We start from the raw sequence: 13,521 nt of genomic DNA, 5'->3' as shown, positions 1-13,521 counted from the left end.
CAACAGGCTCCACAACCACACGCCTCGAAAGTGCCTGGGCTTCCAGACACCCGCCGAGGTCTACGCCCTGTTGCACTTCAAGTGTGAATCCACATCCCGGCATTCGCCGGGATGAGCGGATAAATAAGCTACCGCTTCTTTTTCTTCGCCGACTTCTTCGCCGTCGCCTTGCCCTTCGCCGAGCTCTTGCCCTTGCCGGCCACGGCCTTGCCCTTCGCCCCCTTTTTGCCCTTGACCGCGCTGGCCTTGTCCTTGCCGCCCTTCTTGGCGACGGCGGCGCACCTGGCCTTGGCGGCTTTGAGGGCCTTGCCCTTCTTGCCCCGGATCGAGCAGGACGCCGCCCGTTCCGGCGCTGCGGCGCGCGGGGCGGCCGAGACCGGGCGGGGCCAGATGACCGGGCCTCGGCCCTGGGCCACATAGCCCGCCGGCAGGGTGGCCTGGGCGACACGGCGAGCGGTGACGGGGAGTTCGACGCCGTTCTCGTTCAGCTTGCCCGCCCAGCCTCCGTCGCCGCGTGATCTCAGGTCCAGGGTCGTCAGCTGTCCAGGACGCGGCGAAAATCGGGTGAGGAAGTCGCCGGTCGAGCGGTCGACGAAATCGATCAGGCCCGTTGAGCCGACGGCCCCGACCCGGCGGACGTCGCGCCAGGCGCCTTCCAGCGCGCCATAGCCGCCAACCGCATCGACGATCTGCAGGTCGTAGAGCGTGGTCCCGTCCGGGCCGGTAATGGTCCAGCCGCCGTCGAGCGGACCCTGAAGGCCCTGGGCGGCGACGATCGAGCCCTTGATCCGCAGGTCATAGGCCTCGGCCATCGGCACGTAGTTGCCCTGGGGCACGGCATGTCCGGGGATTTCGTCGACCGGCGGTTCCGGCAGCGGGATCGGCAGGACGGTGGGCTTGTGCGGCGGCAGGGGCGCCTGGGCGGCGGGCTCCTCCTCGTCGGTGGTCTGGGGACCGCTCCGGGCGATCAAATCGGCCAGGGGATCGACGGCCTGGTCGGCCGAGGTCGCGGTGTCGGGGGCCGGCGGCGCGGCGACGACCGGAACGGCGCGGTCCTGGGGGAGCGCGACCGAAGCGGCTGGGGGCGCGGTCGCGACCGGCGCCTCCTGGGCGAGGACCGGAGCGGCGGCGAAGACCAGGAGGGAGATCAGGAGCGCGCGCATCAGGCTTCGATCTCTAGGCCGCCGAACGTTCGGTGATGGCGGCGGCCACCGCCACCAGCCGGCGGGCCTGAGCCAGGTGCAGCAGTTCGACCATCTTGCCCTCGACCCGCAGCGCGCCCTTGCCGGCGTTCTCCGGCGCGGCGAAGGCGGCGATCACCACCTGGCTCCAGGCGATCTCGCCCTCCGTGGGGGAAAAGGCGCGGTTACAGATTTCCAGATGCTTGGGATGGATCAGGGTCTTGCCGTCGAAGCCGAAATCCACGGCCTGGCCGCAGACGGCGTCCAGCGCCTCCAGGTCATCGATGTCGTTGTGCACGCCGTCCAGGATGGTCAGGCCGTGGGCCCGGGCGGCGGCGACCGACAGCGACAGGATCGGCAGAAAGGCCTCGCGGCCGGGCGTCTGGCGGGCCCGCATCTCCTTGGCCAGGTCGTTGACCCCCATCACCCAGCCGGTCAGGCGGGTGGTTCTGGAGGCGGCGGCGATCTCCCACAGGTGGAAGGCGGCCTTGCCCGTCTCAATCATGGTCCAAAGCTTGGTGTGGATCGGGGCGGCGTGCAGGGCGGCCTGGTAGGCGTGGACGTCGGCGGCGTCATTGACTTTCGGAACAAGAATCGCGTCCGGGCCGGCCTCGGCGGCGGCCTTCAGGTCGGCCGCGCCCCACGGGGTGTCGAGGCCGTTGGTGCGGATGATGATCTCGCGCGGGCCGAAACCGCCGGCCTTGACCGCCGCCACGGCGGCCTCGCGGGCGGCGTCCTTCATGTCCGGCGACACGGCGTCCTCGAGGTCGAGGATGATCACGTCGGCGTCCAGGGTGCGGGCCTTGTCCACCGCCTTGGCGTTGGAGGCCGGCATGTAGAGGGCGCTGCGGCGCGGCCGGGCGATGTCGGACATGAGGCTCCCGCTCGAATTCCTGGTCTTGCCCGTCCTCTTAAGCATCAAGTGGCCGGCGCCGGAAGACGTCACGCGTGCTGATGGTAGAACCGTGTCCAGATTCGCCAGAACGGGGTTAAGCTGACGCCATGACCACGCGCTATGACGACACCGCCAAGAATGTCCTGGGCCAGGAGCTGAAGCCTTGCTCGCTCGACCCGGTGACCGGCTTCTACCGCAATGGCTGTTGCGAAACCGGGCCGCACGACCTGGGCCTGCACACCGTTTGCGCGGTGATGACCGACGAATTCCTGGCCTTTTCCAAGGCCGCCGGCAACGACCTGTCGACCCCGCGCCCGGACTACGCCTTCCAGGGTCTGGTGGCCGGCGACCGCTGGTGCCTGTGCGCCGGCCGCTGGAAGGAAGCGCTGGACGCCGGCGTCGCCCCGCCGGTGGTGCTGGAAGCCAGCCACGAGGAGATGCTGGCGGTGGTTCCGCTGGGCGTGCTGAAGGACAACGCGGCGGTGTAAGAACGGGGACATGCACTTGTGCGTGTCCCCAGTCGAGGATCAAACCAGCGGCTTCAGCTCTCCCAGCATGGTCGGGACCAGTTCCGACACCGTCGGGTGGATGTGCACCGCGCGCTGGATCACCGTGTAGGGGGCCTTGGCGTACATCAGGTCGAGCATCCCGTGGATCACCTCGTCGCCGTTCAGGCCGAGGATCGCCGCGCCGAGGATCAGCTGGGTCTCGGCGTCGACCACCACCTTCATGAAGCCCAGGGTCTCGCCCTTTTCGACGGCTCGGCCGACGCGGGTCATCGGACGCTGGCCGACCAGGGCCGGTCGGCCGGTGGCGCGAACCTCGGCCTCGGTCATGCCCACGCGGCCCAGGGGCGGGTCGGTGTAGAGGGCGTAGCAGGGGATGCGGTCGCTCACGCGGCGTGGATCGCCCTCTAGCAAATTGGCGGCGATGATTTCGAAGTCGTTATAGGCGGTGTGGGTGAAGGCGCCCTTGCCGTTGCAGTCGCCCGTCGCCCAGACGCCGGGGACATTGGTGCGCAGTTGGTCATCGACGACCACATAGCCGCGCTTGTCGAGATCGATCCCGGCCTTGTCCAGGCCCAGGTCGTCGGTATTGGGCTTGCGCCCGATGGCCAGCAGCACGTGCGAGCCGACCACCTGCGGCGCGCCGGCCTCGCAGGTGACATGGACGCAGACGCCCTCGTCGCCCCCTTCTGTCTTATTGGGCGCGAAGCTGATGCATTCGGAATTGAGCCGGACGCTGATCCCCTCGCCTTCCAGGATCTCGCGTACGGCGTCGGAAATCTCCGGGTCTTCGCGGCCGATCAGGCGCGGACCCATCTCGACCACCGTCACCTCGGCGCCGAACCGCCGGTACATCTGGGCGAACTCCAGCCCGATATAGCTGCCGCCGATGATCACCAGGTGGCGTGGGAGGGTGTCGAGCGCCATCATCCCGACATTGGTCAGGTAAGAAATCTGGTCCAGGCCTGGCATGTCCGGCGCATTGGCGCGGCCGCCGACATTCAGGAAGATCTTCGGGGCGGTCAGCAACTCGTCGCCGACCCGCACCGTGTCAGCCGACTCGAAGCGGGCGTGGCCTTCGATCAGAGTGCAGCCCTTCATCCCCTCGATCCAGGTTCGCAGATTGCCGCGGGCGGTGAGGGTCACGGCCTGGGCGCGGTTGTGCACCCGCCGCATGTCGACGCCGACCGGACCGCCCAAGGTCACGCCGAAGTCGGCGGCGCGGCGGGCCAGGTGGGCGGCATAGGCGCTGGCCACCAGGGTCTTGGTCGGCATGCAGCCGGTGTTAACGCAGGTGCCTCCCAGGTCTTTGCGCTCGACCAGGGCGACGGTCTGGCCGGCCTTGGTCAGGCGCTCGGCCAGTGGAGGCCCCGCCTGGCCGGCGCCGATGATGATGGCGTCGAAACTCTGGGTCGCCATGCCTAGAGGGCCGAGACGATCAGGGCCGCGCCGCCGACGGCGATGACGTCTTCCAGCAGACCGGCTGGCAGGTCCTTGCCGAACGCCTTGGCCAGGCGTCCGCGCGCGTCCGCGCCAGCCAGCGTGCCGATCACCGCGCCGACCGCGCCGGCGATGGCCCCGCCGATCCAGCCGCCCGACGACAGGCAGACCGCCGCGCCGCAAAAGGCGCCGCTGACGATGCGGGTGATGAACTGCGGCGGAACCTTGCGGCTGGGCGTCTTGGGCAGCTGGTCGCCGACCAACTCCAGCACCGCCAGGGCGGTGAAGATCCAGGTGGCGATTGTCCCGCCCAGCCAGGCCAGGGGCGTGCCCTGCAGGTCGATCAGTCCGAGGTGAGCGCCCCAGGCGACGGCGGCCGGAGCGGTCATGGCGCGCAGGCCGGCGATCACGCCAATCAGCAGGGCGAAGACATAGAGGATCATGCGAAGGCTCCTGTTTCGGCGAGCGTCGGCTTGATTTGGCGCTGGGTCGAGCAAAACCGCAAGCGGGCCTTGGGCCTAGAACGTTTCGCGCTTCCGGACGCCGCGCGTCTTCAGGCCAGCGGGTACTCCGCCTCCAGCCGATAGGCCGAGCCCTGGCTGGTGCGCCAACTGGAATAGAGGCCGAAACGGTCGATACGGAACGGCGGCGAGCGCAGCAGGCTGTTGGCCTGGATCCAGGCGGCGACCTCGGGGACGGGCGGACGCTTCAGATAGGCCAGGGTGACGTGCGGCGTGTAGAGCCGGGCCTCTGGCTTCAGCCCCGCCCGGCGCGCGGCGGCCTCATTGGCCTTGGCCAGCCGACGCAGGTCGGGGCTCTCGGCGACCCCCGCCCAGACGGCATGGATCTCCGCGCCTTCGCCAAAGTGGCCAACGCTGTCGAGGGACAGATCGAGGGCCGGGGCCACGACGCCCTGCAGTTCCTCGTCAAGGTCGGCGGCCTGGGTTTCCTGCACGTCGCCCATGAACTTCAGCGTGATGTGGAACGCCTCGCGCGGTCGCCAGCGCGCGCCCTCGATCCCGTGCCGCCGGGGCAGCAGGTGATCGCCGACCTCGGCGGGGATGGCGACAGCGGTGAAGAGGCGGATCATGGGACCGTCTTACCCGGTCCTCCCCCTGTGGGGGAGGGGTCGTCGAAGCCGACGGTGGGGGGCGTGATCGGCAAGCGACCACAACCCGGATCGAAAGCCCTAAAACGCCCCCCACCGATCGCTGCGCGATCGCCTCCCACAGGGGAAGGACCAGAGCCTACGGACAGGGATTCGGCTGCAGCGCATGCAAGGCGTTGACCGCCTTCTCCATCTCATCGGTCCAGCTCAGATCAAATGCGCCGATATTGGTCTTCAGCTGGTCCATCGAGGTGGCGCCGATGATGGTGGCGGTGACGAATTGGCGGGTGTCGCAGAACTTCAGGGCCAGCACCGCCGGGTCGACGCCGAACCGGGCGGCTAGCTCGACATAGCCGCGGATCGCCTCCTCGGCGCCGGGGCCTTCATAGCGCTGCAGGCGATTGTAGAGCGCCTTGCGCGAACCCTCGGGCAGGCCGCCGTTCAGGTACTTGCCGGTCAGGGCGCCCTGGGCCAGGGGCGAATAGGCCAGCAGGCCGACCTGCTCGCGCATGGCGATCTCGGCCAGGCCGTATTCGAAGGTGCGGTTGGCCAGGTGATAGGCGTTCTGGATCGAGGCGACGCGCGGCAGACCCCTACCTTCCGCCTCGGCCAGAAAGCGCATCACGCCCCACGGAAACTCGTTGGAGACGCCGATCGACCGGATCGTGCCCTTCTTCACGTGGGCGCCCAGCGCCTCGAGGATGTCGCCGAACGCCTCGTAGTCCTGCTCATAGTCCTTGAAGGTTTGGCCGCCGAACACCCGCACCGGACGGTCGGGCCAGTGCAGTTGGTAGAGGTCGAGATAGTCGGTGTTCAGCCGCTTGAGCGATCCCTCGACCGCCTCGTCGATCTGGGCGCGGGTCTGGCGGGTGGAGCCGCCATCTTTTCGCATCCAGCTCAGCCCGCCAAAGGCGCTGCCGCGACCGGCGACCTTGGAGGCCAGCACGATCTCCTGGCGCTTTCCCGTCTTGGCCAGCCACGAGCCGATATGGCGCTCGGTATTGCCCTGAGTCTCGGGGGTGGGCGGGCTGGAATACATCTCGGCGGTGTCCCAGAAGGTCACGCCCTGGCTCAGGGCGTAGTCCATCTGGTCGTGGGCTTCCGCCTCCGGGTTCTGCGACCCCCAGGTCATGGTGCCCAGGCAGCAGCGCGAGACCTGGATGCCGGTCCGGCCGAGTTCCACGTAATCCATGTCGCCTCTCTGGAAAGGGTCTAGAGAATCTTTCTAGGGATCGCCAAGCGCCACGGGAAGCGCAACATCTTGCATGATCCTGGCTTCGCCCCGATATTCAGGGTGCGTCCACAACGGACGTGGCAATTTTCGAAGGGTTTTCCCGCGATGAACGACTTCAACCGCGATTATGCGCGACCGCTTCCCGGAGCCGGCGCCGACATGTCGGTTGACGCCGGCCTGCGCAGTTTCATGCTCGGCGTCTACAACAAGGTGGGCCTGGGTCTCCTGCTGTCGGCCGCCCTGGCCTATCTGACCAGCTCGTACCCGCCGGTCCGCGACCTGATGTTCCAGGTCACCAACAACCGCGTCGGTTATACCTTGCTCGGCACCGTCGTGGCGTTCGCGCCGCTCGGCATCCTGCTGTTCTCCAGCTTCGTGATGAAGTCGATCAACGCCCGCACCGCCGGCGTGATCTACTGGTCGGTGGTGTCGTTGATCGGCGCCTCGCTTGGGACCGTAGTGCTGCTCTATACCGGCGCCAGCGTGTTCCAGACCTTCCTGGTCACCGCCATCGCCTTCGGCGCCCTGAGCCTGGTAGGCTACACGACCAAGAAGGACCTGACCGGTTTCGGTAGCTTCCTGATCATCGGCCTGGTGGGCTTGATCCTGGCTTCGCTGCTGTCGATCTTCTTCCCGTCGGGCGCGCTGGTCTTCGCGATCAACGCCATCGGCGTGCTGATCTTCGCCGGCCTGATCGCCTATGACACCCAGCGCCTGAAGATGACCTATTACGAGGTTGGCGGCGACGAGACGGCCAGGTCGGTGGCGACCAATTTCGGCGCCCTGAACCTCTATCTCGACTTCATCAATCTGTTCCGCTTCCTGCTCTACTTCATGGGAAGCCGCCGCTAATCCAGCGGTCTAAAACCACAGAAGCCCCGGCGGGAAACCGCCGGGGCTTTTTTGTTGGGCTGTTAGCGCTGCAGACGCCCCCTCAATCCACCACCTTGAACCGGCCCTTGTCGAACATCCGCAGCACCTGGGCCAGGTCGTGGCCGCGCTTCAGGGTCAGGCCGCCCTGGCCTATCACCGCCCACTGCCCCTGCTTGCGGGCCAGGGCCGGGTGTTTCTCGATGCGGTAGAGCGGAGCCTCGGCCGCGTGGCGGAACACCGAGAAGGCTGCATGATCGCTCGTCCCGCCCATGCCGTAGTCGCGCCATTCGCCGGCCGCGACCATGCGGCCATAGAGCCGCAGGAGCTGGTCGATCTCTCGACGCTCGAAGAACACGACGCCGGCGACGGGGCGAGAATCCAGGGCCATCGGACGAATCCTAAACCCAAATCAGGCCCGATGGCGAGTGTCGCAGATAGGTCTTGCCAAGGTCCGCGCCTCCAAGCGTTGCAATGGCGCTACAGACCTCTTCGAAGTCTCCGGCTCGCCACGCTCCGCCACGGAATGACCTTAATTCGGACTTTCGAGCGCCTGTTTGCCCCATCAGTTTAACGGCGTCGGCTGATCGGAACTCCTGCGGTTCAGGTCCTGAACAGCCCCCCCAGCCCCCTCTATCGCGGGCCGGTCAGCCGACAGACCCCTCTATGACAAACCCCGAGACCCCGCGTGGCGCCCCTCTCCACGCGGGGTTTTCGTGTGTGCGCCGGGCCGGCGCCGAGCCCGCCAGGGATGCGCGCGAGCTTTTCCGCCGGATGGCCTTCAATGCCCTGATCTCCAACGCAGACGATCACCCGCGCAATCACGCGATGATCGCCAAGGCCAGGGATTGGCGGCTGTCGCCGGCCTACGACCTGGCGCCATCGACCCCAATCAGGCTGGAACGCCGTGATCTGGCGTTGGTGATCGGAGACGCTGGCCGGATCGCCACGGCGGAAAACCTGATCTCACAAAGCCCACGCTTTCTGCTCAAGACCGACGAGGCCGCCGCCATCGTCGCGGACATGGAGCGGCGGGTGAATCCCTCGCGATTCCCCGTTGGAGCGCGATGCTCTAGGGGTGAGATTCTGACGTTTGGTCCCCACGATGAATCCTTGCGGGCCGCGCGGTTGGCCTCGAACAGGCGCATGAGACGTCCGACATCCCGCGCGGAAGTTGCGTTATGGCGCTGCTGGGCGGCGCGGGCCTTCGCGAATAGCTCGCCCACCTGGCTGAGGCGCCCCCGATAGGGCGAAGGAGCTCAAAGCCCAGAGGGTGTTGCAGCTTGGAGAGCGGGTCACAGTCACCGGGGCCGATGCGCTGGATCTGGAGACGCTGGCCGGGGCTCTCCTGGCGCCGTCCATGCAACAAACCTTGAGGCGCCCCCGGACACGGCGGCGAATCTCTGGACTGTCTTTAACCCTCCGGAACCAATCCATTGTTTCAGCGCGGAATCCTCAGGTTTTTCACCGAAGTCCGACTGCGGACCGCCAATCGCCTCGGAAATTCAAGCTTTGCCTTTGATTTTATTGCGGTTTTCCGGCGAGGTGGGAACCGCCAACGGCGTTCAGGATTGAAGAGTCTTCGCCTCACTGGAGACCAGGACAATGAAAGCCGTAATCTACAATGGCCCGCGCGATGTCAGCGTTGGCAATGTCGACGACGCCCGGATCGAAAAGCCGACGGACGTCGTAGTCCGCATCACCACCACAAACATCTGCGGTTCAGACCTGCACATGTACGAGGGTCGCACCAGCTTTGAGAAGGGTAGCGTGTTCGGGCATGAAAATCTTGGCGTGGTCGTCGAGGTCGGTGCCGGCGTTGATCGGGTGAAGAAGGGCGATCGGGTCTGCTTGCCTTTCAACGTCGCCTGCGGCTTCTGCGAAAACTGCGAGAAGGGACTGACGGGCTATTGCCTGACCTGCAATCCGGGGACGGCGGGCGCAGCCTATGGCTTTGCCGGCATGGGACCCTACCTTGGCGGCCAGGCGGAATTGCTGCGTGTGCCCTACGCGGACTTTAACTGCTTGGTGTTGCCCGATGACGCCGAGGCGAAGGAGGACGACTACGTTATGTTGTCTGACATCTTCCCCACCGGCTGGCACGCGACGGAACTGTCGGGGCTGATGCCCGGTGAATCCGTGGCGATCTACGGCGCGGGGCCGGTGGGTCTGATGGCCGCCCATTCGGCGATGATCAAGGGCGCTTCACGGGTGTTCGTGGTGGACTCTCACGACGACCGACTGAAGCTCGCTAAGTCGTTGGGAGCCATCCCGATCGACATGCGGAAATCCGATCCTGTCGAGCAAATCCTGGCGCAGACCGATGGCTTGGGAACCGACCGCGGCTGTGAGTGCGTCGGCTTTCAATGCTGCGATCGGCACGGCCACGAAACCAACAACTACACGATGAACTGCTTGGTCGGCAGCACCAAGGCAACCGGTGGCATAGGCGTGGTGGGGGTGTTTGTGCCGGAGGATCCCAATTCGAAAGACGAGTTGGAGAAGCAGGGCAAGATGGCCTTCGACTTCGGCTCGTTTTGGTTCAAGGGCCAGCAGATTCGCACCGGCCAGTGCAACGTCAAAGCCTACAACCGACGGCTCATGAACCTGATCCACACGGGCCGGGCTGAGCCGTCCAAGATCATCTCCCATCGGCTAACGCTCGAAGAAGCGCCAAACGCTTTCAAACACTTCAACGCTCGCGACGACGGCTGGACCAAGATCGTGCTCAAGCCGGCCGCCTGAGTGGAAAGGCCGCTCGGCGTCATCGTCGCCGAGCGGCCATCGTTGCGTTGGTAGTGGGGGATGTCAAACGGCTCCCAATCGGGACCCCCTTTAGGCGCCGAACAGGGGCTCCGACGCAATTTTGGTGGTGATGGGCCTCGGCAGGTCCGCCAGGCGAGGCGGGTACGGGCTATGAATCCGATCTGATCTCGTTGCACAGCCCGGACAGGCGCTCGTCTTGCTCGCAGGCCGCACCGTGATCAGCGTTGCTTCGCCGTCACTGACCGCCGCATCGACTACAAAGCCGCGCCGAACGAGGGCGGAAGGTCGCAAAGCCTGGCCCATGGGGTTGATTCTTTCTGTGAAACCAACGTCAGCCGGCGCCGAAACTTCATCAAAAGTGAGTCAGAGCCCTTCTTCCACGCCGCTGCACCGGCTAGTCTAGGTTGTCCTGACCTACCTGCCTGAAGCGTCCCGCGCCCGCCGCTGGATCCAGCAACGATGCATAGGTCTCGAGGGTGTCGGCCAAGACGGCGATGTCGATCGGCTTGGCAATGTGCCCGTTCATCCCGGCTTCGAGGTAATCCTGTATTTGATGTGTCATCGCGTTGGCCGAGACCGCGACTATCGGCGTGGGTGCGAGACCGTGCAGGGCTTCAAGCGCACGGATTGACCTTGTGGCGGATATTCCGTCTAACTCCGGCATCTGCACGTCCATCAACACCAAGTCGAAGGCCTCCGTCTGCCAGCGCGCCAAGGCCTGACGTCCATTGTCGACGACTACCGGAGCGATGTTGAATGCCGCTAAGAGCGTGCTAATAACGATCTGGTTGACCGCATTGTCCTCCGCCACCAGAATTCTGATGCGCGCGATGCGGTTGGATAGCTCGGCGTCAGCACCGACCGGGGCGCCGTCGGACAGCGCGCCGGTCCTTTCGAGCGGCGCATGACGCAGGGGCAGAATGACGGTGAAGGTCGAGCCAACGCCAATTTGGGTCTGAACGTCGATCGTCCCACCCATAAGCTCGCACAGCTGTCGGCAGATCGACAAACCCAAACCCGTGCCGCCGAAACGGCGGGTCGTGGAGCTGTCCGCCTGATAGAATTTGGAGAAAAGCCCTACCAGCTTTTCGTTAGCGATACCGATGCCGGTATCCGCCACCGTGATGTGAAGAAAGCTATCTTCGGTGATCCCCATCGACACGCGAACCGACCCGTCGGCGGTGAATTTCGCAGCGTTCGATATCAAGTTGTAGAGCACCTGTTTCAGTCGGACGGGGTCGCCCGTCCAGACGCCCTTGGCCTGCTCCTCCACGACTAAGGAAAAGGCAACGCCAACGGACTCGACCTGCTCGGTGAAGGCGCTGCAAACCCCGTGCGCCAGCGTCTCCAGATCGAAGTCGGCCTCGTCGATCTCCATTTTGCCGGCCTCAATCTTCGACAGGTCGAGCACATCGTTGAGCACCGTCAGCAGCGAGCGGCTCGATTCGCGAATGATGGAGACCCGGTCTCTCTGCGAGGAAGTCAGTTCGTCGAGCCACAGGGCTTGCGTCATGCCCATCACGCCGTTCAGGGGCGTGCGGATCTCGTGGCTCATGTTGGCGAGAAACTGCGACTTTGCGATGTTGGCCGCTTCCGCAGCGTTGAGCGCGAGACGGAGTTCGTTGGTCAAGGTCTGGAGCGAGGCGTTGTTTGATTCCGCGACCCTGACACGGGTCTGGACCTCTATGGCAAGCTTGCGCTCGGTCACGTCACGTTGCACGGAAACCCAATGGGTGTACCAGCCGCGTTCGTCGGCCACCGGCGCAATGCTGAGCTCAACCCAGAACGGCGTGTTATCCTTTCTGTAGTTAATGATTTCGATCTCGATCGGTTTCCACTGAGACAGCGCAGCCCGTATCTGGGCGCGGCTCTGCGGGTCAGTGTCGACGCCCTGGAGAATGCGGGGCGTTTTACCGAGCACCTCCTCCCGTGAATAGCCCGTAGTGTCAGTAAAGGCGTCATTGCAGTAGACGATCAGCGGACCTGGCAGGTCAATCGGCTCGGCCTCGGTGATCAGGATGGAGTCCTTCGCGTGGACTACCACGGACTCCAGCAGGCGGAGTCGCTCGGTGCCTTGTGATGAATGGTCCGCAACCAACCGCATGGCGCGAAGCGATATCGCATCCGCCACCTGACCCGCCAATGAGAGCAGAACGTAGGTTTTGGCGGCGCTGACGCCGGACTTTGGCTTGGGGTCGGCAGTCGCCAGAATACCTATCTGCCGACCGAGGGAATCGTGGATAGCGATGAACAATGCAAAGCGGCTGGCTTTACCCCTCCACGTCGGTAGACACGCCAGCGGCGGTTTGTTCGCGCTTACAACAGCATCGCTGACGACAATAAACCCATCGGTCGCCTCCTTCACGCCGTTGAGGATGCTGACGTAATCCAGCGAGGTGAGTGTCTCGAATTCTTGTCCGAACTGCGCTAGCCGCTCCACATCCCCGGACTTATCAGCCGCAAAAATGACGGCCGCCCCACTCTCTACTATCAGCGCCGCACTTTTAGCGACTTGTAGCAGTCGTTCTTCGAACAATCGCTCGGCGTTATGAATGAGGTCCGACATCATGAACTCTGTAGCTAATCTATTGCTTTATATAAGCTTTTACAACGACACATTTTCAGAGGCAGTGGATAACAGCTTGCTTGACTTGGTGGGAGAGAGATTGAAGCGCCTGGAGGAGCAATTGCGATGACGAGCGACGATGACATGGAACTGGTTCACGGCAGCGGCAACATATTCCGTGATCTTGGGCGGCCGAACCCGGAGGCACGTGAGCTCAAGGCGATCCTAGCCGGCCAAGTGCTTAAGAATCTGGGCTCAGCAGCCGCAAAGCCCAAGAGTTGGCCGGGATCGACCATGGCGATTTTTCCCGTGTGCGGCGGGCGAAGCTCGACCGTTTCACGGTCGAGTGAGGTGGCGCCGGAAATTCGGACAGTCGGCTAATACCAATCGCCCCTAGCGTGAACCTTTGGCCCATTGGCGATGTCCGATGGATTTGATGCGGTCTGGCTCGTCGATGAGGCTGTTGAAGGCTTCGCAGATGGCTTGGACGATGGCGTCGTCGTCGTCGAACACCCGGTTGGAGAGGAAGCGCTGTCGCAGGTGCTGCCAGACGTTCTCGGCGGGATTGAGCTCGGGCGAGCGTGGCGGCAGGGGCAGCAGGGTGAGGTTGTCGGGCGGTCTCAGCTTTTGGATGGTGTGCCATCCGGCCTGGTCGAGGACGACCACGCCACGGGCTCCCGGGGCGACCTGCAGGGCGATCTCGTCGAGCTGGAGTTGCATGGCGGCGGAGTTGGCCTTCTCGCAGGCCCAGGCCGCGCCCACCCCACGCGCGGGACAGATGGCCCCGAACAGATAGGCGCAACCGGTCCGCAGGTCGGCGATCTGGCGGGGCCGCGTCCCGGTCTTGCCCCAGACCCGCGTGCGGTGGGTCTTTTGACCGACCCGCATCTCGTCCTGGAACCAGACCTCGACAGGCGTGCCGGGCGTCAGGCCAGATTGAATACGCGCCAGCGCC

The 13,521-nt window shown here is 64.9% G+C and carries 13 protein-coding genes and 1 pseudogene; 5 read left to right on the top strand and 9 right to left on the bottom strand.

Translation table 11 applies throughout. From position 1 onward, the window contains the following. Window positions 1-128: 128 nt before the first annotated feature. Window positions 129-1,163, bottom strand: a complete 1,035-nt coding sequence (locus ACP7AG_RS20850) for a hypothetical protein (protein ID WP_426033290.1) — start codon at window positions 1,161-1,163, stop codon at window positions 129-131. Window positions 1,164-1,176: 13 nt separating this feature from the next. After that, on the bottom strand, window positions 1,177-2,055 hold the full coding sequence (locus ACP7AG_RS20845; RefSeq protein ID WP_426033288.1) for an HpcH/HpaI aldolase/citrate lyase family protein: 879 nt from the start codon (window positions 2,053-2,055) through the stop codon (window positions 1,177-1,179). 128 nt (window positions 2,056-2,183) lie between these two features. Between ACP7AG_RS20845 and ACP7AG_RS20840 the strand changes: the two genes are divergently transcribed. Then, the gene (locus tag ACP7AG_RS20840) at window positions 2,184-2,564 is read left to right on the top strand and encodes a DUF2237 family protein (protein ID WP_426033286.1); all 381 of its coding nucleotides are present in this window, start codon (window positions 2,184-2,186) and stop codon (window positions 2,562-2,564) included. A gap of 39 nt (window positions 2,565-2,603) precedes the next feature. On the opposite strand, the gene ACP7AG_RS20835 is transcribed toward ACP7AG_RS20840, so the two are convergent. The 4 genes from ACP7AG_RS20835 to ACP7AG_RS20820 all read right to left on the bottom strand — a co-directional run bounded on the left by ACP7AG_RS20835 (window position 2,604) and on the right by ACP7AG_RS20820 (window position 6,322). Next, a complete protein-coding gene (locus tag ACP7AG_RS20835; protein WP_426033284.1) occupies window positions 2,604-4,001 on the bottom strand; it encodes an FAD-containing oxidoreductase in 1,398 nt (465 codons plus the stop codon). Window positions 4,002-4,003: 2 nt separating this feature from the next. Further along, window positions 4,004-4,465, bottom strand: a complete 462-nt coding sequence (locus ACP7AG_RS20830) for a DUF4126 family protein (RefSeq protein WP_426010427.1) — start codon at window positions 4,463-4,465, stop codon at window positions 4,004-4,006. A 110-nt stretch (window positions 4,466-4,575) separates the two neighbouring features. Continuing rightward, window positions 4,576-5,112 carry an RNA 2',3'-cyclic phosphodiesterase gene (thpR, locus tag ACP7AG_RS20825; protein WP_426033282.1) on the bottom strand — a complete coding sequence of 179 codons (537 nt, stop codon included), beginning with the start codon at window positions 5,110-5,112 and terminating at the stop codon, window positions 4,576-4,578. Window positions 5,113-5,269: 157 nt separating this feature from the next. After that, window positions 5,270-6,322, bottom strand: coding sequence for an aldo/keto reductase (locus tag ACP7AG_RS20820; protein WP_426033280.1), 1,053 nt, complete (start codon window positions 6,320-6,322; stop codon window positions 5,270-5,272). 147 nt (window positions 6,323-6,469) lie between these two features. Between ACP7AG_RS20820 and ACP7AG_RS20815 the strand changes: the two genes are divergently transcribed. Further along, window positions 6,470-7,216: a Bax inhibitor-1/YccA family protein gene (locus tag ACP7AG_RS20815; protein WP_426010430.1), complete on the top strand. Its 747-nt coding sequence runs from the start codon at window positions 6,470-6,472 to the stop codon at window positions 7,214-7,216. Between the two features lie 82 nt (window positions 7,217-7,298). Here the strand turns inward: ACP7AG_RS20815 and ACP7AG_RS20810 are convergent, their stop codons facing one another. Beyond that, window positions 7,299-7,625, bottom strand: coding sequence for a DUF2794 domain-containing protein (locus ACP7AG_RS20810; protein WP_426010432.1), 327 nt, complete (start codon window positions 7,623-7,625; stop codon window positions 7,299-7,301). A gap of 329 nt (window positions 7,626-7,954) precedes the next feature. On the opposite strand from ACP7AG_RS20810, the gene ACP7AG_RS20805 reads away from it, so the two are divergent. From ACP7AG_RS20805 to ACP7AG_RS20795, 3 genes and pseudogenes are all read left to right on the top strand, one after another. Next, on the top strand, window positions 7,955-8,482 hold the full coding sequence (locus ACP7AG_RS20805; protein ID WP_426033279.1) for a HipA domain-containing protein: 528 nt from the start codon (window positions 7,955-7,957) through the stop codon (window positions 8,480-8,482). Between the two features lie 10 nt (window positions 8,483-8,492). Then, window positions 8,493-8,756: pseudogene (locus ACP7AG_RS20800) on the top strand (conjugal transfer protein TraD); the annotation flags it as partial. Window positions 8,757-8,839: 83 nt separating this feature from the next. Continuing rightward, window positions 8,840-9,979, top strand: a complete 1,140-nt coding sequence (locus tag ACP7AG_RS20795; protein WP_426033277.1) for a glutathione-independent formaldehyde dehydrogenase — start codon at window positions 8,840-8,842, stop codon at window positions 9,977-9,979. Window positions 9,980-10,394: 415 nt separating this feature from the next. On the opposite strand, the gene ACP7AG_RS20790 is transcribed toward ACP7AG_RS20795, so the two are convergent. Continuing rightward, window positions 10,395-12,569 (bottom strand): ATP-binding protein, encoded by a 2,175-nt coding sequence (locus ACP7AG_RS20790; RefSeq protein ID WP_426033275.1) that lies wholly within the window; start codon window positions 12,567-12,569, stop codon window positions 10,395-10,397. 390 nt (window positions 12,570-12,959) lie between these two features. After that, the coding region (locus ACP7AG_RS20785) for an IS630 family transposase (RefSeq protein ID WP_426033273.1) at window positions 12,960-13,521 on the bottom strand (562 nt) is incomplete at its 5' end.

This window comes from Caulobacter sp. DWP3-1-3b2 (genome assembly GCF_049896325.1).
GTDB lineage: Bacteria > Pseudomonadota > Alphaproteobacteria > Caulobacterales > Caulobacteraceae > Caulobacter.
The sequence above is the reverse complement of the archived record's forward strand: the minus strand, read 5'-3'. Positions and strand labels throughout refer to the sequence as shown.

Bases quoted from the DNA above. Each gene is read 5' to 3' on its own strand.
- ACP7AG_RS20850 (WP_426033290.1), bottom strand. From the start codon at position 1,163: ATGCGCGCGCTCCTGATCTCCCTCCTGGTCTTCGCCGCCGCTCCGGTC.
- ACP7AG_RS20845 (WP_426033288.1), bottom strand. From the start codon at position 2,055: ATGTCCGACATCGCCCGGCCGCGCCGCAGCGCCCTCTACATGCCGGCC.
- ACP7AG_RS20840 (WP_426033286.1), top strand. From the start codon at position 2,184: ATGACCACGCGCTATGACGACACCGCCAAGAATGTCCTGGGCCAGGAG.
- ACP7AG_RS20835 (WP_426033284.1), bottom strand. From the start codon at position 4,001: ATGGCGACCCAGAGTTTCGACGCCATCATCATCGGCGCCGGCCAGGCG.
- ACP7AG_RS20830 (WP_426010427.1), bottom strand. From the start codon at position 4,465: ATGATCCTCTATGTCTTCGCCCTGCTGATTGGCGTGATCGCCGGCCTG.
- thpR (WP_426033282.1), bottom strand. From the start codon at position 5,112: ATGATCCGCCTCTTCACCGCTGTCGCCATCCCCGCCGAGGTCGGCGAT.
- ACP7AG_RS20820 (WP_426033280.1), bottom strand. From the start codon at position 6,322: ATGGATTACGTGGAACTCGGCCGGACCGGCATCCAGGTCTCGCGCTGC.
- ACP7AG_RS20815 (WP_426010430.1), top strand. From the start codon at position 6,470: ATGAACGACTTCAACCGCGATTATGCGCGACCGCTTCCCGGAGCCGGC.
- ACP7AG_RS20810 (WP_426010432.1), bottom strand. From the start codon at position 7,625: ATGGCCCTGGATTCTCGCCCCGTCGCCGGCGTCGTGTTCTTCGAGCGT.
- ACP7AG_RS20795 (WP_426033277.1), top strand. From the start codon at position 8,840: ATGAAAGCCGTAATCTACAATGGCCCGCGCGATGTCAGCGTTGGCAAT.
- ACP7AG_RS20790 (WP_426033275.1), bottom strand. From the start codon at position 12,569: ATGATGTCGGACCTCATTCATAACGCCGAGCGATTGTTCGAAGAACGA.